This window comes from Pseudomonas fluvialis, assembly GCF_002234375.1.
Classification (GTDB): Bacteria; Pseudomonadota; Gammaproteobacteria; order Pseudomonadales; family Pseudomonadaceae; genus Aquipseudomonas; species Aquipseudomonas fluvialis.
The window spans coordinates 81,129-98,735 of the sequence record NZ_NMQV01000021.1 but is presented as its reverse complement, the minus strand read 5'-3'; the positions used below and the strand labels follow the sequence as shown (position 1 = coordinate 98,735).

The following is a 17,607-nucleotide window of genomic DNA, read 5'->3' as shown; positions in this document are numbered from 1 at the left end:
TGCAGCCTCAAGCGCTTTTATCGGGTGTTAATGATCCAGCGCCTTGTATTTCTCGCGCAGGTGATTGCGGATATACACCGCAGCAAAGTTGAGCAGGGCGATCACCAGCACCAGCAGCAGTGCGGTGGCGTAGACCAGTGGCCGCGCCGCTTCGACATTGGGACTCTGGAAGCCGACATCATAGATATGGAAGCCCAGGTGCATGATCTTCTGGTCAAGGTGCAGGTACGGGTAGTTGCCATTCAGCGGTAGATTGGGCGCCAGCTTGACCACACCCACCAGCATCAGCGGCGCCACTTCGCCGGCGGCTCGCGCCACGGCGAGGATCAGACCGGTCATCATCGCCGGGCTGGCCATGGGGATCACCACCTTCCACAGTGTCTCGGCCTTGGTCGCGCCGAGGGCCAGCGAGCCTTCGCGCACCGCACGCGGAATACGCGCCAGACCTTCCTCGGTGGCCACGATGACCACCGGCAGGGTGAGGATGGCCAGGGTCAGCGAAGCCCACATCAGGCCCGGCGTACCAAAGGTCGGTGCTGGGGCCGACTCGGGGAAGAACAGCTGGTCGATGGAGCCGCCCAGCACGTAGACGAAGAAGCCCAGGCCGAATACGCCGTAGACGATCGACGGCACGCCGGCCAGGTTGTTCACCGCGATGCGGATCACCCGGGTCAACGGCCCCTGCTTGGCGTATTCGCGCAGGTAGACCGCGGCGATCACGCCGAACGGGGTAACGATCACCGCCATGATCATCACCATCAGCACGGTACCGAAAATGGCCGGGAAGATACCGCCCTCGGTGTTGGCCTCGCGCGGCTCGTCACTGACGAACTCCCACAGCTTGAGGCCATAGAAGCCCAGCTTGTCCAGCGGTCCCATGGCATTGGGTCGGTAGGCACGCACCACCTTGCCCAGCTCAATGCGGGTTTCCCGGCCATCACTGACCCGCACCACCATGCTGTCACGGTTGAACTGCTGGTACAGCTCGACGATCTGCCCTTCCAGCACCTTGTACTCGGCGTCCAGTTCGGCACGCCGGGCATCCAGTGCGGCCTGGGCGGCGGCATCCAGCTGACCCTGCAGCTCCAGCTTGCGGGCTTCCAGGCGCAGGCGCTCCAGGCCGTGGTTGATCCGCCCGACTTCCTTCTTCTCCAGGCGCGCCAGCTGTCCGTGTAGCTGTTCGACCCGCGCGATACGCTGCTGCAACACCGGCCAGGCATCGGCGCCCTCGGCCACCAGGCGACCCTGCTCCTCGACACGCAACAGGTAGCCGTACAGGTTGCCCCACTCGCGACGCTCGACCACCATCATGTCTTCCGGGGTGCGCGGGTTACTCAACCATTCGCCGACGATCCAACTGAAGTCGGCACCGAGTAGTTCACGGTTACCTACCTTGAACAGCTCGCGGGTCATGAATTCGCCACCCTCGGCGGCCACCGGCAGGCCTGCCGCGGCCAGCCGTGCACGCGGCACTTCTTCGACCTGTACCACTTCGCCAGCCAGTACCCGGGGCGCTTCGCCCGGCACCTGGTAGTCAGCCTCCAGCACATCGGCCGGCCAAAAATGGCCCAGGCCACGGGTGGCGATCACCGCCAGCAGGCCGAGGGTCATGATGATGGCAATCGCCACGGCGCCGCCGCTCATCCACACGCCCGGCGCGCCGCTCTTGTACCAGGATTTCAGGTTGTTCTGTTTCACGGACATATACCTTCCAAAACCTTAGAGCGACGAATACTTGGTGCGCAGGCGCTGGCGGATCAGCTCGGCCAGGGTGTTCATCACGAAGGTGAACAGCAGCAGCACCAGCGCCGCGAGGAACAGCACCCGGTAGTGGGTTCCACCGACCTCCGACTCGGGCATTTCCACCGCCACGTTGGCCGCCAGGGTGCGCATGCCCTCGAAGATGTTGATATCCATGATCGGCGTATTGCCGGTAGCCATCAGCACGATCATGGTTTCGCCCACCGCGCGCCCCATACCGATCATCAGCGCGGAGAAAATGCCCGGGCTGGCGGTGAGGATCACCACGCGGGTCAGGGTCTGCCAGGGCGTGGCGCCCAGGGCCAGGGAGCCGAAGGTCAGGCTTTTCGGCACACTGAACACTGCGTCCTCGGCGATCGAATAGATGTTCGGAATCACCGCGAAGCCCATGGCCAGGCCAACCACCAGGGCGTTGCGCTGATCGAAGGGAATGCCTAGGTCATTGGTCAGCCACTGGCGCATGTTGCCGTCGAACAGCAGGTTTTCCAGGTGCCCGCTCAGGCCCAGCGACAACCAGCCCACCAGCAGGATGACCGGGATCAACAGGGCGGCTTCCCAACCCTCCGGCACACGATGGCGCAAGCTGGCCGGCAGCTTGGTCCAGGCAAAGCCGAACAGCAGGATGCCGATCGGCGTCAACAGCAGCAGGCTGAAGATGCCCGGCAGGTGGTTCTCCAAAAACGGCGCGAGGAACAGGCCAGCGAAGAAACCGAGGATCACCGTGGGCAGCGCCTCCATCAGCTCGATCACCGGCTTGACCTTGGTACGCATGCGCGGCGCCATGAAGTAGGCGGTATAGATGGCTGCGGCAATCGCCAGTGGCGCCGCCAGGAGCATGGCGTAGAAAGCCGCCTTGAGGGTGCCGAACGCCAGCGGCGAGAGGCTCAGCTTGGGCTCGAAGTCGGTATTCGCCGAGGTGGACTGCCAGACATAATCAGGCTCCTGGTAGCTTTCGTACCAGACCTTGCCCCACAGCGCGCTCCACGACACTTCCGGATGCGGGTTGTCGATGAGGAAACTCTGCAAGCCGCCGGCATGCTCCAGCAGGACCCGGCTGGCGCGCGGCGACAGCGCAGCCAGCGTGGCACTGTCGGCTACCGACTGCTTGAGCAGGGTGCGCTGTGCGGTACTGTGGAAGATACCCAGCGTGCCTGCGGCATCCACCGCAATAAAGCCCTTGCGGCGCTCTTCCGGGAGAATCTGCAGCACCGGCGCGTTGTCCAGTTGGAAGCTGCGCACCTTCTGGAAGCTCGGGCTACCTTCATTACCACGCACCATGAACCACTGCTGGATGCCACCCTTGGCATCACCAAACAGGATGGAAATGCCACCCAACAGGCTGGTGGCCGTGGTGATGCGGTTGTCGGCATCCTTGAGCAGCTCATAGCGACCGTTCAGGTTGGCCTTGCGCAGATCGAAGACATCCACCATGGCCCGCCCGTTGCGGGCGTACAGCCACAGCTGACGCGGATCCAGCAACAGCCCGTGGACTTCCTCGGATACCGCCGGCAACTCGATACGCTGCTGCTCCAGGCTGACTTCGCCGGTGAACAGGTTCTCTTCGCGGGAGGAACTCAGCACGTGCAATTCGCGCCCGGTGGCGCCGGCCAGCAGCAGGGTGCCACTGTTCAGGTTGATCGCCAGGTGCTCGATCGGCCGGCCTTGCGGGTCCAGGCTGATCGGCGTGTCACCGAAGGGGTATTCGATGATCGGCGCAATGGTTCGCACATTGTCCGGGTAGCTGACCTTGTAGTTGTGCTGCAGTACCAGCACCTGACCATTGTCCAGGCCGAGCGCCACGCGGCGGCTACCCGGCTGGTCCTCGGCCAGCGTACGAATGGCCACACCCTGCGGCAACGGCAGGTCAAGGGCCTGCAGCGCTTCGCCGGTCTTCACCTGGAAAAACTGCACCCGACCATCCGCGGCCAGACGCATGGCCACCTGGTTTTGCTCCTCCATGGCCAGCAACAGTGGCTTGTCTGCCTCCGCCAGCCAGGCCGGCTGCTGCGCATCGCGCGCCTGCAACTCGGCGCCCTGGAACAGCGGCAACACCACATGCGCCAGGTAGAAGAAGATCAGGGTGATGGCGGCCAACACCGCCAGGCCACCGATGGACACGTACCAGCGTGCCAGGCGGTCCTTGAGCGCACGCAGGCGGCGCTTGCGCTGCAGCGCCGGCGTATTGAAGTCCAGTCCCAGGGGGTTGCCCGGGCTGGGCAGGCGATCTTTTGCCAGGTCATTCATGCGGAAGGTCTCTGCGCTACCTACAGATGCAGCGCACACGGCTGCTCAGGATTGCCAATCTAGCGAGCTTGTATGACAGAAACGTGACAGCTCGCTGACACAACAAAGCCCACCCGCAAGCGGATGGGCTTTGTCGCCAATCGGAAGGGCTGCCCGACAAAAGTCGGGCCAGCCCGACGCGGCCTCCGTGCCGCCTGCGCCCTTACAGGCCCAGTTCTTTCAGGGTTTTCTCAGCCACTTTGGAAGGCAGCGGAATGTAACCGTCCTTCATCACCACTTCCTGGCCCTGCTTGGACAGCATCAGCTTGATGAACTCGGCATCCAGCGGGCTCAGCGGCTTGTTCGGCGCCTTGTTGACATACACATAGAAGAAACGCGACAGCGGGAACTTGCCGGCCAGAGCATTTTGCTCGTTGGCCTCAAAGGCCTCGCCACCTTTCTTGGACAGCGGCACGGCACGCACGCTGGAGGTCCGGTAACCGATGCCCGAGTAGCCGATGGCATTCAGGGTGCTGGAAATCGACTGCACCACCGAGGCCGAACCCGGCTGCTCGTTGACGTTGGCCTTGAAGTCACCCTTGCACAGGGCTTCTTCCTTGAAGTAACCGTAGGTGCCGGATACCGAGTTACGGCCGAACAGCTGCAACGGCTTGGCCGCCCACTCACCGGTCAGGCCAACATCGCCCCAGGTCGTGATGTCCTTCTCGCCACCGCACAGGCGGGTGCTGGAGAAGATCGCATCGACCTGCTCGATCGACAGGCTCTGGATCGGGTTGTCCTTGTGCACGAACACCGCCAGGGCATCGATAGCCACCGGCACGGCGGTCGGCTTGTAGCCATACTTCTCTTCGAAGGCCTGGATCTCGCTATCTTTCATCGGGCGGCTCATCGGCCCCATGTTGGCAGTGCCTTCGGTCATCGCGGGCGGCGCAGTGGAGGAACCGGCGGCCTGGATCTGGATATTGACGTTGGGGTAGTTCTTCTTGAACTCTTCAGCCCACAGGGTCATCAGGTTGGCCAGCGAGTCGGAACCGACGCTGGACAGGTTGCCGGACACACCAGAGACCTTGCTGTAGCTCGGCAGGGCCGGATCGACAGCAGCTACCGCACTTACGGCGCTAACGCCAGCGGCGACAAAGGTCATGGCCGCCATCAAACGCTTGAGTTTCATGCCTTACTCCTGGAACGGATCGGGGTTGGTTGGTTCGTTGGCCAGTATCGGCAGCCGGTGTGAACACTCTATGAAGCGATTATGACAATTGCGTGACGCGCTCAGCCCGTACACGCCCACTGACGAGGAACGCCAGCATGCGTCAATTGCTGCTGATCACCTGCTGCACCCTGTTACTCACTGGCTGCCTGGGCATGCCGGCGGGCATGCAGCCGGTGCAGCCCTTCGAGCTGCCACGCTACCTCGGCCAGTGGTACGAAGTGGCGCGGCTCGACCACTCGTTCGAGCGCGGCCTGAGCCGGGTCAGTGCCGACTACAGCCTGCAGGCCAACGGCCAGGTGCAGGTGGTCAACCGCGGCTATGACGCGGCCAGCGGCCGCTGGCGCGAGGCCGTGGGTAAGGCGTACTTCGTCGCAAGCAGCGACCAGGGTTACCTCAAGGTTTCGTTCTTCGGGCCCTTCTACGGCAGCTACGTGATCTTCGAGTTGGACCAGCAGGACTACCGATACGCCTTCGTCGCCGGGCCAAACCGCGACTACCTGTGGCTGCTGGCACGCACCCCGCAGGTATCCCCAGCCCTGCGCGAGCGTTTTGTCGCGGTGGCCCGCGCGCACGGCTTCGCCACCGAACAGCTGATCTGGGTCGAACAACCCTGAAGCGCACGCACGGTCGCCGTGCGACCCACGGGTCGCGTATACTCGCCACGCGCCGCCGGCAGGCGGTGGTAGCGCCCATAACAACAACGCGCCGTGAGCATGCCGTACTGATGAACGACTTCGAACAGGAAGACCCCACACCCCAGGGTGACCTGGCCCTGCAACTGACCGCCCTGCCCCGTGAAAGCAATGGTTTCGGTGATATCTACGGCGGCTGGCTGGTTTCGCAAATGGACCTCGCCGGCACCGCCATGGCCAGTCGCATTGCCGGCGGCCGGGTGGCTACCGTGGCCATCGACCGCATGGCCTTCCTGGTACCGGTAGCGGTGGGCGCCCAGCTGTCGTTCTATACCCAGACCCTGGAGATCGGCCGCAGCTCGATCAAGATGCGCGTCGAAGTGTGGAGCGATGAACTGCACTCCAGCGAATGGCGCAAGGTCACCGAGGCCATGCTGGTATTCGTCGCCATCGACAGCAGCGGCCGTACCCGCCCGCTGCCGCCACGGCGCTGAAATGACTCGCCTGCAGGCCTGGCGCTTCGGCGACCTGCCCGGCTGGCGCCTGCAGCATGCCGGCGCCGAACTGGACATCCTCGCCCAGGGTGCGCAAATCCTCCGCTACCAGCGTGCTGGCGAGCCACCACTGCTGTGGTGCAGCCCGCAGGCCAGCTACCAGGCCGGGCAGAGTGTGCGCGGTGGTGTGCCGGTGTGCTGGCCCTGGTTCGGCGACCTGGGCCGCAACCCGCCAGACGTACAGGCCATGGTCGAAGGCAGTGCGCCCTTTCACGGCCTGGCGCGTAGCCGTGACTGGCAACTGCTCGACAGCGCTTGCGATGAGCGCGGCGTTAGCCTGAGCTTGCAGCTGAGCGGGCCGTTGCCGGGCTGGGCGCATACCGCCAGCCTGAGCCTGCACCTGCAGCTCGACGACGCCCTGACCCTGCGCCTGCACAACCACAACCATGGCGCACAGCCACTGGCCATCAGCCAGGCCCTGCACAGCTACTTTGCGGTCAGCGACATCCAGCAGGTACAGGTCAGCGGCCTGCACGACTGCCACTACCTGGAAACCCTCGACGACTGGCAACTGCGCCAGCAGCAGGGTGCGCTGCGCTTCAGCGGGGAAACCGACCGTATCTACCTGGGCCTGCCGGACTGCCTGTACCTCGACGACCCGCTCTGGCAGCGCCGCCTGTGCCTGGAAAGCCAGGGCTCACGCTCGGCGATCCTCTGGAACCCCTGGCAGGACAAGGCCCAGCGACTCAGCCAGTTCCCCGCGCAGGCCTGGCAGCAGATGCTCTGCATCGAAACCGCGAATGTCTGGGACGACTGCCTGCACCTCGCCCCCGGCGCGCAACACAGCCTGCAGCTGCGCCTGAGCAGCCAAGCGCTGCCCGCCCGCTGAGTCAATGGGCGATTGCCCGACCAGCCTGGCGTTGGGCACACTGCAGGAATAGCGCCCAGCCGCCCCCTGCCCGCCCGGGAGTCTCCGCGTGACCGACCAGACCAGCACCGAACACCACCTGGCCATTGCCCTGCTGCAATCGTTGGCCCAGGCCGACAGCGACGACTGCCTGCCCGCCCTGCAACAGCTGATGGCCTGGCTGCGTCCCAACCGCAGCCGCTTCAGCACGGCCCAGCGCATGGACAGCCTGATCGCCGTGCTGCCCGCGCAGGCCGCGCTGATCGCCCCATTTGCCGAACGCCTGCACGCCTGGCTGTGCCGCCTGCAGTTGTATCCGGCGCTGGTCGAGTTGGGCCTGTTCTCCCGGCGCGGCTTTGCCCGCGAGTGCATCGAACGCTGTTACGAGCGCCTCAATCCTGCCCCCCTCAACCTGCAGGATGCCCGCGACGTGCTACGCCTGTTGCTGCCCAGAGCCAGCGATCTGGACTGGCTGGAAGCTCTCGGCGGCAGCCGCTGGGCTGCGCTGTTCCAGGCACTGTGCCGCGCCCTCAGCCCGGAGTCGCTGGCCAGCCTGCGCCGCCATGCGCGTGCCGAATGCCTGTACGCCCTGGAAATGCTGGCCATCTGGGTGGCTGCCGAGGAGCTGGACCGCGACCTCATGCGCCTGGAGCCCAGCCTGGTAGAGCGCGACTCGGCATTCGTCGCCCTGCAGCGGGAAATCGCCCAGTGCATAGCCCAGCAGATGCAGGCATTGCACGAGCCCAGCCCGCCACCCTGCGACCTGGCACATATCGAGGTATTGCTGACCCAGTGCGCCGAGCAAATCCAGCGCCTGCGCCGACGCATGGTCAGCCGCGGCAGCAGCATTGCCCTGACACACCTGCTCGAGCGCCTGGAGCAGACCCTGGCGCGCCTGCAGCAGTTGCTCGACATCCTCTTCGCCGAACACCGCGAGCAGGCCGCCGGACAGGCCGCGCAACTGTTCCTCGAACTGGTCCAGGCTGGCCATGAACGGCGCGGCATTCGCGCGCTGTGGCGGCGCAATACACGCCTGCTGGCACGCAGCATCACGGAAAACACCAGTGATCATGGCGAGCACTACATCACCCGCGACCGCAGCGGCTACCTGGCCCTGCTGCGCTCGGCCGGCGGCGCCGGGATCATCATTGCCCTGCTCGCCCTGATCAAGATCCAGATCGGCAACCTGGGCCTGACACCGCTGAGCAGCGCCGTGCTGGTCAGCCTCAACTACGGGCTGGGTTTTGTCCTGGTGCACCTGCTGCACTTCACCATTGCCACCAAGCAGCCGGCGATGACCGCCGCGCGCCTGGCCCAGGACATCGAGCGTGGCGAGCGCGGCAAGGCCAACCAGAAACGCCTGGCCATGATGCTGGTGGACCTGACGCGCTCGCAGCTGGCCGCCGTACTGGGCAACGTGCTGGTGGCGGTCAGCCTGGCCTTTGCCCTGGCCTGGCTGTATGCCCTGTGGCAGGGCCAGGCCCTGCTGTCCAGCGCACAGGTCGCCTACCAGCTCAAGGCCGTGGCGCCCATCGACGGCCTGGCCCTGTGGTATGCCGCGATTGCCGGGGTCTGGCTGTTCTGTTCCGGACTGCTGGCGGGCTATTTCGACAACCGCGCGGCCTGCCTGGACCTGCGCGCCCGCCTGCTGCAGCATCCCCTGCTGAAGCGCCTGCTACCTTCCGCGACGCTGCGCGGCCGGCTTGCCGACTACCTGCATGACAACTACGGCGCGCTGATGGGCAATTTCCTGTTTGGCGTGATGCTTGGCATGACCGGCTATATAGGTCATAGCACGGGGCTACCGCTGGATATTCGCCACGTGGCGTTTTCCTCGGCGAACATCGGCTATAGCGCCGCCAGCGGTTCACTCAGCGTGGCGCTGTGCGCGCAGGCGCTGGGCATGGTCCTGCTGATCGGCCTGGTCAACCTGCTGGTGAGCTTCACCCTGGCCTTGCGCGTAGCGCTCAAGGCGCGCCAGGTACAGGTCGGCAGCCTGGGTACGCTGCTCACCAGCTTCATCCAGCAGGTCCGCAGCGCCCCGCGCCTGTTGCTGCTGCCACCACCTCCGCTGCCCGCTACCGACCAGGAAACGGACTCAGCGCCGCATTAGCCACAGCGCGCCGGCGGCTCCTCGCCGCGGGCATCCAGCGGCTCCTCGCAACCCTGCCCCGCATCCGGGCGCGGGCCGAGGAAGACCGGGCCAAGGTAGGCCAGCGCCAGGCCGAAGGCCGCCAGCCAGGCCAGGCCGCTGAGCAGCTGCAGCGCCGCCAGCGGCATTCCCGGCCAACCGGCCAGGGCACGCAGCAGCGCAGAAAGCACCAGCAGGCCGGCAGCCAGCGGCACCCAGGGACGTTCATCGAGGGCATGACCACTGTGCGTGCGCCCGGCAATGCACAGCACGGCAAGGATCGACAACCCTATGCCGCCAATGGTCAGCAGGTGCCGACCGCTGCTCGCTGGCAGCGCTATGCCCAGTCCGTGCAGACCCAGCAGCAGGTAACCCAGCGCCATCAGCCAGTACACCGTGTACAGCAGCAACGCCCAGCGCGTGAACAGCGCCCGCCCGACATGCCAGTCATTGAGCAGGTTGCACAGGCTGGCGGCCGTCGCCAGCGCCAGCCAGCCACTGACCGCGCTGTGCGGCAGGTAGAACTCGACCAGGCTGTACAGGGCGATGCAGAACAGCGCCAGGTTGCGACGTGGCGGCAGGCTGCGATAGACGCGCCGCTCGCCATCCTCGGCCAGTGGCAGGGCTTCCAGCGCATCGTTGACGATGCGCATGGAGATCCGGCTCATGGCCACCACCACCAGCGCCATCAGTGCGCCGATGGCCGCATACAGCCAGCGCATCGGGTACAGCCCGCGCAACAGGTCGCTGTAGAAACCCACACCGAGCAAGGCCATGGCCAGCAGGCCGAAGAAGAAGGGCCACTGGCGCCGCGGCGCATCGCCGAGCAGGCGGCGCGTCAGCAGGCCGAGCAGGAGCAGGCCGAAACCGGCATTGCTCAAAGCGCTGGGCCACACGCCCAGCCAGCCGCTGGCCCAGAAGCACAGACGACCGAGCAGCCAGAGCAGGCCCAGGGCCACGAACAGCCGGCGCGGCACCGGCGCACTGCGGGTGAACTCCGGCACCGCGGTAAGCACAAAACCGGCCACCGCCGCCATGGCAAAGCCGAACAGCAGTTCGTGGGCATGCCAGACCAGCGCGCCACCCGGCACCGCCGGCAGCCAGCCCCAGCCGGCGAGAAACGCCAGCCACGGCAGCAGCGCCAGCAGCGCGCAGAGCAGGCTGAGCAGGAAGAATGGGCGGAACGCGCAGAGCAGCAACGGCGGCGCCAGCAAACGCGAGCTCAGCATCGGCCAGCCCTCGGCAGTCCCGGCGAGCTGGGCAGCGCCTGCACCTGCAGACCGCCGGCCAGGCCGTCGGCCGGCGGCCGGGCAGGGTGCTCCGGCAGGCCGAAGCTGGCGCGTACCGCCGGCTGCTGGAGCAGCTCGGCGGTGTGCTGGTAGACCCAGGCATCGTCACGCTGCAGGGCCGGCAAGGCCAGCTGGTAGCGGGCGACGATACGCCCCGGCTCGGCGGCCATCAGCAGGATGCTGTCGCACAGGCGCACCGCTTCCATAAGGTCGTGGGTAATCATCAGTACCGCCATGCCGCGCTCGGCCTGTTCGTTGAGCAGCAACTGGTACAGCTCCGCCTTGAGGCCGATGTCCAGCGCCGAGAAGGGTTCGTCGAGCAGCAACAGCTGCGGTTGCAGGAGCAGCGCGCGGGCCAGCGCCACGCGGCTCTGCATGCCGCCGGACAGCTGGCGCGGAAACTTGTCCATGTCACTGGCCGCCAGGCCCAGGCGCAGGGCCAAGGCACGCGCCCGCTGCTGCCGCTCGCGGCGCGCGACACCAGCGGCCTTGAGGCCCAGGGCAATGTTGTCCAGGGTGCTCTGCCAGGGTAGCAGGCGCGGCTGCTGGAACATGCTGGCCTGGCTGCTGAAGTCGTTGTCGATCACCCCGTCCTGCACGTCCAGCAGGCCGTTGCACAGGTGCAGCAGGGTGGTCTTGCCGCACCCCGAGGGGCCGACCAGCGCGCACAGCTCACCGGCCGCCAGTTCAAAGTGGATGTCATCGAGCACCCGGGTACGCACGAATTCGTGGCCCAAGCCGCGCACCCGCAGGCGCGCCGCAGACGAAGGGTTATTCATGCGCCACTCTCCCGCCAGCGTTCCACTTCGCGCTTGAGCGGTTCGAGGAACAGGTACTCCAGGCCCAGCAGCAACACCACCACGGCACAGATCCAGGCCATGCTGGCGGCGCTGTCGAGGTGTGCACGGCTCACCGCCAGGGCGGCGCCCACGCCATCCTGGGTGGCCAGCAGCTCGGCCATCACGACAATCTTCCAGGACATGCCCAGTGCGGCGATCCACGCCGGGAACAGATAGGAAAACACGTGCGGCAGGTACAGATCGAACAGCTTGAGGCGCGCCGGCAGGCGCATGGCCAGGGCCATCTCGCGCAGCTGGTTGTCCAGCGTGCGGGTGCCCTGCAGCGCACCGACGAACACCACCGGAAACGCCGCGACGAACACGGTGAACACCGGCGTACCGTCGCTGGCACCGAACCACAGCATGGCCAGCACCAGCCAGGCGATCGGCGGCATGCCCATCAGCACGGTGACCAGCGGCCGCGACATCATCGAAGCGGTCATCGACACCCCGGCCGCCAGGCCCAGCAGGCTGCCGGCCAGCAGCGCCAGGGCCAGGCCACTGAGGGCGCGGCGCCCGGTGACCAGCAGCTCCTGCCAGAGACTGCCGTCCTCGGCGAAACGACCCAGTGCGGCAAAGGCCTCCAGCGGCTGCGCCAGCACCAGCGAACCATAGTGCTCGCTGGCCAGCTGCCAGGCGGCCAGCAACAACAACAGGCTGCACAACGCGCCCCAGCCACTCCACAGGTAGGCCGGCAGTTCGCCGAGCACGCTGCGCAACAGCCTCATGGCTGGGCGTCTCCATCCAGGTAGAAGGCCGCATCCGGCAGGCGTCCGCCGATCAGCGCCGGGTTGCGCTGCAGCAGTTGCTCGAGGAGAAACTCCACCTCCTCACGGGCCTCGCGGGCCGGCACCGCCTGCATCTGGCTGACCGCCATGGCATCGGCCACCGCCTCGGCACTGAGCGCCGGCACGCGCGCGGCCACCAGTTCGCCACAGGCCTGGGCGTTGACCTGGCACCAGTTCAGCGACTCGGCATAGGCGCTGGCGATGCGCGCGGCCAGCTGCGGGTTGTCACGCTGCGCGCCGACCAAGGCGATGCCGGCCTGGGCGATGCGTGGCTGACGGGCAAAGCTCAATCCCCAGGCCTGCTGGATATCCAGGCTGCGATAGAGTTCCGGGGCGATCAGCCCGAGGGGAAACGAGCCGCTCTTGCGCAGCGCCATGGATACCGCCGGCTCGGCCAGCAGGGCATGGTCGACCCGGCGCATCAGCAGCAGCTGCATGGCGTCCAGCGGATTGGCCACGTAGCGCAGGCGCACGTCCTCGCGCAGGTTGAGCCCGGCACGCTCGGCAAGCAGGCCGAACAGCACGTCGGGCATGTCGCCACGGAACGGCATGGCCACTTCGCGGCCCTTGAAGTCTTCGATACGGGTCAGCCCCGGCTCACGCGAGACCATCCACAACAGGCCCCAGGTCGACACGTTGAGCAAGCGCAGCGACGCCCCGCGGTTGTACAGGTTGGCCGCCACGTTGACCGGCATGGCCAGCACATAGGCCTGCCCGTCCAGTGCCATCAGGCGCAGCTGATCAGGGTCGCGCCAGCTGACGAACTCGACCTGCTCGGCCAGGTCGGCCAGCGCACCGGAGTCGACCATATGCACCAGCGGATTGGACACCGCCGAGTAGGGGCCGGCCAGCACCAGGCGCGGCAGCTTGTCGGCAGCCGGCAGCAGGCTGGAAAACAGCGCCAGAATCAATCCGGCGAGAAGCGCGTGTCGCGGCATGAGGGAAGCTCCCATGGACAAGGACCACGTCGCCTCGCGCAGGCCAGGCGGCGTTTGTGTACATGGTAACGCTTCTCAAATTCGCTGCAGCGACTCAAATCAAGATCGGCGTTTTTTGTCGACCCACTCAGGCGCTCTGGTAGCGTTCCAGCCAGTGCGCATAGGGCGCCGGCAATACCCAGGTGGGCCGTTCGATACCCAGTGCGCGGGCCGCCTGCAACGGCCAGTGGGGATTGGCCAGCAGGGCGCGGCCGATCATCACCAGGTCCATCTGCCCGCTGGCGATCACCCGTTCAGCGTCATGCGGATTGTCGAGCATCCAGGAAGAGGCCACCGGCATGTCGGCCTCGCGCCGTACCCGTTCGGCTAGCGGGGCAAGGAAAGCCGGCGCCCAGGGAATGTCCGCCTGCGGGGTGGAGAAGCCGATGCTTACGCTGAGCAGATCCAGCCCGCCCTGACGCAGCGCCTTGGCCAGCGCGATGGATTCGTTGAGGGTGCGCTCATCATCACCGTCATATTCGATCACCCCGAAGCGGGCCGTCAGCGGCAGGTGCTGCGGCCAGACCTCACGCACCGCCGCGAGGGTTTCCAGGAGAAAGCGGCTGCGCTTCTCCAGGCTGCCACCGTACTGATCGGTACGCTGGTTGGCATGCCGCGAGAAGAAGCTCTGTGCCAGGTAGCCATGCGCAAAATGCAGCTCCAGCCACTCGAAACCCGCCGCCAGGGCACGCTGCGCGGCTGCCACGAAATCTGCCTGGACGCGGGCGATATCTTCCAGCTGCATGGCCTGTGGCTGGCGCGACAGATGACCACCAAACGCCAGCGGCGAAGGCGACAGGGTCGGCCAGCCGCGCGGATCATCTTCAGCGATATGGTCATCGCCTTCCCATGGGCGGTTGGCGCTGGCCTTGCGTCCGGCATGGGCGATCTGGATGCCCGCCACGGCACCACCCGCCTTGATGGCTCGAGCCACACCGGCCAGGGCCTGCGCCTGCTGGTCGTTCCACAGGCCGAGACAGGCCGGACTGATACGCCCCTCCGCCGCCACCGCCGTAGCCTCGACCACTACCAGGCCGGCCCCTCCGCGGGCCAGACCGGCGTAATGATGCAGGTGCCAGTCATTAGCCAGGCCTTCGCTGGCCGAGTACTGGCACATGGGGGCCACGGCAATACGGTTACGCAGGGTGAGACTTTTTACCTGCAACGGGCTGAACAGGGCAGACATGCGGATTCCTCGCGGGCAAGCACAGAGCAGGTTCGCCACCACACCGGGCAGCGAACGACGAGGCGGCATGTTAGCCAGCCGGGCCTGCGAGGGTAATTCGAATGCCGTGATGGCAACTATCGATGCCGTGCATACCGCCCCGGGCTGCCTGCACAGCCAGGCCCGGGGCGGTCGGGCACTCAGAAGCTGCCGCTGAAGGCCAGCGTCGCGCCACGCCCGGGAGCCGCCAGCTCCTGGCCGCTGACACCGTCGGTGAGGTGCTCGTGGTACTGCTTGTTGGCCAGGTTGCTCAGGCGCAGGTCGAGGTTGGCGGTCTTCAGCACGCCCAGCGCGCCGAAGCCGTAGCCCAGGCTGGCGTCGGCCGTGACGAAGCCGTCAGTCTTGTTCTCCGTGCCATTGCTGAAGCGCGTGGCGACGCGGTTCTGCGCCGCCACCGCACGCAATCCGGCGTGCCAGTACAGGCCCTGCTCGGCAGGCTGGCCGATGCCCAGGCGCAACTCGCTGGCCGGCATCTGGTAGAGCGGCTCGTCATCCTGCTGGTTGTTGCCGCGCAGCCAGGTAAAGCCGGCATCCACGGTGAAGGCGCCCAGCGGCAGCTGCAGGCCGCCCTCCAGGCCGTAGATCACCACCTGGTCGAGGTTCTCGGTGCGCTTGACCGGCCCCTGCGGGGTAACCTGCCCGGTCACCCGGCCGGCGATGTAATCGTCGATGCGCGTATGGAACGCCGCCAGCTGGTAGCTCAGCCCGGCGTCACGGCCCTTCAGGCCCAGCTCGAAGCTGCTGGAACGCTCGGCCTCCAGCTGCGGGTTGCCGACATGGTAGTAGCCATCACCGCGCGCCGAGTCCTCGAAGCGTTCACGCATGTCCGGGGTGCGGTAGGCCTGGCCGAGGTTGGCATACAGGTTGAGCGTGGCGCTCAGCGGCTGCACCACGCCCAGCGACCAGGACAGGTTGTGGTCGGTGTTGTCCAGCCCGCTGGTCTGCGTGCCGCCCTTGACCCTGGCATCGCCGCGGTTGCGGTCATAGCGCAGGCCGGCGGTGAACTGGCTCTGCCCCAGGCTGAACTCATCCTGCAGGAACAGCCCGCTGGAGCGCAGCTCGCCGTCCTCGAAGGGGTTGTTGAGAATCCGCACGCCACTCGGCAGCGGCGACATGAAGCGCTGCGGGTCACCGGTCATCTTCCAGGTTTCCGCGCCCAGGGTCAGCCGGTGGTTGTCGCCCAGCGGGGTCGTCCAGGCACTGCGCAGGCCATGGGTAATGAAGCTGACGTCGTTCTCCACGTAGTTGCGCTGCAGACGGCTGGAATAGGCACGAATCTGCCGGAACACTTCCTGGCGGTACACCTCGCTGGACAGGGTTCCCTCGCCCAGCGGCGCATCCAGGCCCAGGCTGTACAGTTCGCGCTCCTGGCGGGGCGAGTGGATGGTGGCGATGCCCACCGTCGGCGGCATCGCCACCGGACGGGTGGAGCCGGGATACCAGACATCCTCGTCGACATGCCGCTGCAGGTTGAGCCGCGCCACATAGTCCTCGGCGATTTTCTGCTGATACTTGAGCAGCAGGCTGTCCGACTGGTAACCGGTGTTCTTTTCCCGATCCTGCGGGCTTTTGTAGTCGCCGACGTCACGCCCGGCCAGGCCCAGCAACACGGCATGCTCGCTGCTGCTGTCATGCACGGTCAGTGCGCCGCTGAAGCCCTTGTCGACACTGCTGGCCGCCACGCCGAAGCGCCCGCCCTGTTCACGCTGCGCGGAGAACTCGGCTTGCGGGGTCAGCAGGTTGACCACCCCGCCCATCGCACCGCTGCCATACAGCACCGAACCCGGCCCCTTGACCACCTCCATGCGCTCGAGCAGGCCGAGATCGAGGAAGGAGGCCAGCGCCCCCTGCGGCTGTGCCGAGTTGACGCGAATGCCGTCGACCATCACCACCACGCTTTCCTTCTTCAGGCCGCGCAGCACCGGGTTTTGCCCCCAGGCGCCATCGCTCTGCACCGCCAGGCCCGGCTGGCCACGTAGCAGGCTGCCGGCCGGCGCGCTGCTGCCAGGTGCCGGCTGCAGTACTTCGATGGCCTGCGGCGTGTCGAAACTGTCGCTGGCATAGCCGCGTGCGGTCACTACGGTGCTGTCGAGGCTCAGCGTATTGGCCTGCGCCGCCAGGCTGGCGGCACTCAGGCAGGCAAGGGCAAGCGGGTGGAGAAGAAAGCGCATGAGACACCTGAGGACGTGCGATGTGTGAACTGATACTAATCTAAATAACAATCTTTATCATTTGATTAGAATCAAGATTCACCGCCGCACAGCACAGAGCCCGCACTGGGCGGGCTCTGTGGGACAACTCAGGGGTCGGCTGGGCTCAGAAAGCCGGAACCACGGCGCCCTGGTACTTCTCCTGAATGAAGCTACGCACTGCCTCGCTGTGCAGGTGTTCGACCAGCTTGTGCATGGCCGCACTGTGCTGGTTGTCGGCACGCGCCACCAGGATGTTCACGTAGGGCGAGTCGCTGCCTTCGATCAGCAGCGCGTCCTGGGTCGGCTTGAGGCCGGCTTCCAGCGCGTAGTTGGTGTTGATCAGCGCCAGGTCGACCTGGTTGAGCACGCGCGGCAGGGTCGCCGCTTCCAGCTCACGCACCTTGAGGCGCTTGGGGTTGTCGAGAATGTCACGCGCCGACGCGGTGATGCCGGCTTCCGGCTTGAGGCTGAGCACCCCGGCCTTGGCCAGCAGCAGCAGCGCGCGGCCACCGTTGGTGGCGTCGTTGGGGATCACCACGCTGGCGCCCTCGGGCAGCGCATCGAGGCTCTTCAGGCGCGCCGAGTAAACACCGAACGGCTCGATGTGCACGCCGGCCACGCTGACCAGTTCGGTGCCCTTGGTCTTGTTGAACTCATCCAGATACGGCTGGTGCTGGAAGAAGTTGGCATCCAGACGCTTCTCCGCCACCTGGATGTTCGGCTGCACATAGTCGGTGAACACCTTGACCTGCAGCTCGATGCCTTCGGCAGCCAGCTTGGGCTTGATGAACTCGAGGATTTCCGCGTGCGGCACCGGCGTGGCGGCCACTTGCAGGGTTTCTGCCTGCACCGCGAAGGTGGCAACGGCGGCAAGGCTGAGCAGCAGTTTTTTCATGACAAGGCTTCCTTTTGGGA

The 17,607-nt window shown here is 66.1% G+C and carries 14 protein-coding genes; 4 read left to right on the top strand and 10 right to left on the bottom strand.

Features of this window, described 5'->3' with window-relative positions; translation table 11 throughout:
* Positions 1-27: 27 nt before the first annotated feature.
* From pstA to CFY91_RS11595, 3 genes are all read right to left on the bottom strand, one after another.
* Positions 28-1,704 carry a phosphate ABC transporter permease PstA gene (gene pstA, locus CFY91_RS11605; RefSeq protein ID WP_165765325.1) on the bottom strand — a complete coding sequence of 559 codons (1,677 nt, stop codon included), beginning with the start codon at positions 1,702-1,704 and terminating at the stop codon, positions 28-30.
* A gap of 15 nt (positions 1,705-1,719) precedes the next feature.
* Positions 1,720-4,005, bottom strand: a complete 2,286-nt coding sequence (locus CFY91_RS11600; RefSeq protein ID WP_093986529.1) for an ABC transporter permease subunit — start codon at positions 4,003-4,005, stop codon at positions 1,720-1,722.
* Between the two features lie 202 nt (positions 4,006-4,207).
* Positions 4,208-5,176: a PstS family phosphate ABC transporter substrate-binding protein gene (locus CFY91_RS11595; protein WP_093986528.1), complete on the bottom strand. Its 969-nt coding sequence runs from the start codon at positions 5,174-5,176 to the stop codon at positions 4,208-4,210.
* Between the two features lie 137 nt (positions 5,177-5,313).
* Between CFY91_RS11595 and CFY91_RS11590 the strand changes: the two genes are divergently transcribed.
* The 4 genes from CFY91_RS11590 (at position 5,314) to CFY91_RS11575 (ending at position 9,364) form a co-directional block, all read left to right on the top strand.
* Complete coding sequence (locus CFY91_RS11590; RefSeq protein WP_093986527.1) at positions 5,314-5,832, top strand: lipocalin family protein; 519 nt, start codon at positions 5,314-5,316, stop codon at positions 5,830-5,832.
* A 110-nt stretch (positions 5,833-5,942) separates the two neighbouring features.
* Positions 5,943-6,344 carry an acyl-CoA thioesterase gene (locus tag CFY91_RS11585; RefSeq protein ID WP_093986526.1) on the top strand — a complete coding sequence of 134 codons (402 nt, stop codon included), beginning with the start codon at positions 5,943-5,945 and terminating at the stop codon, positions 6,342-6,344.
* A gap of 1 nt (position 6,345) precedes the next feature.
* Positions 6,346-7,233, top strand: coding sequence for a D-hexose-6-phosphate mutarotase (locus CFY91_RS11580; protein WP_093986525.1), 888 nt, complete (start codon positions 6,346-6,348; stop codon positions 7,231-7,233).
* A gap of 88 nt (positions 7,234-7,321) precedes the next feature.
* Positions 7,322-9,364 carry a site-specific recombinase gene (locus CFY91_RS11575; RefSeq protein WP_093986524.1) on the top strand — a complete coding sequence of 681 codons (2,043 nt, stop codon included), beginning with the start codon at positions 7,322-7,324 and terminating at the stop codon, positions 9,362-9,364.
* Here CFY91_RS11575 and CFY91_RS11570 read toward each other — a convergent pair.
* From CFY91_RS11570 to CFY91_RS11540, 7 genes are all read right to left on the bottom strand, one after another.
* The gene (locus CFY91_RS11570; protein ID WP_093986523.1) at positions 9,361-10,611 is read right to left on the bottom strand and encodes an NnrS family protein; all 1,251 of its coding nucleotides are present in this window, start codon (positions 10,609-10,611) and stop codon (positions 9,361-9,363) included. The genes CFY91_RS11575 and CFY91_RS11570 overlap by 4 nt on opposite strands.
* Positions 10,605-11,450, bottom strand: coding sequence for an ABC transporter ATP-binding protein (locus tag CFY91_RS11565; protein ID WP_093986522.1), 846 nt, complete (start codon positions 11,448-11,450; stop codon positions 10,605-10,607). The genes CFY91_RS11570 and CFY91_RS11565 overlap by 7 nt, the downstream gene beginning before the upstream one ends.
* Positions 11,447-12,238, bottom strand: a complete 792-nt coding sequence (locus CFY91_RS11560) for an ABC transporter permease (RefSeq protein ID WP_093986521.1) — start codon at positions 12,236-12,238, stop codon at positions 11,447-11,449. The genes CFY91_RS11565 and CFY91_RS11560 overlap by 4 nt, the downstream gene beginning before the upstream one ends.
* Positions 12,235-13,236: an ABC transporter substrate-binding protein gene (locus CFY91_RS11555; protein ID WP_093986520.1), complete on the bottom strand. Its 1,002-nt coding sequence runs from the start codon at positions 13,234-13,236 to the stop codon at positions 12,235-12,237. The genes CFY91_RS11560 and CFY91_RS11555 overlap by 4 nt, the downstream gene beginning before the upstream one ends.
* Before the next feature lie 127 nt (positions 13,237-13,363).
* A complete protein-coding gene (locus CFY91_RS11550; protein ID WP_093986519.1) occupies positions 13,364-14,461 on the bottom strand; it encodes an NADH:flavin oxidoreductase/NADH oxidase in 1,098 nt (365 codons plus the stop codon).
* Positions 14,462-14,640: 179 nt separating this feature from the next.
* Positions 14,641-16,671: a TonB-dependent receptor plug domain-containing protein gene (locus CFY91_RS11545; protein WP_093986518.1), complete on the bottom strand. Its 2,031-nt coding sequence runs from the start codon at positions 16,669-16,671 to the stop codon at positions 14,641-14,643.
* A gap of 145 nt (positions 16,672-16,816) precedes the next feature.
* Positions 16,817-17,587, bottom strand: a complete 771-nt coding sequence (locus tag CFY91_RS11540) for a MetQ/NlpA family ABC transporter substrate-binding protein (protein ID WP_093986517.1) — start codon at positions 17,585-17,587, stop codon at positions 16,817-16,819.
* Between the last annotated feature and the right edge of the window lie 20 nt (positions 17,588-17,607).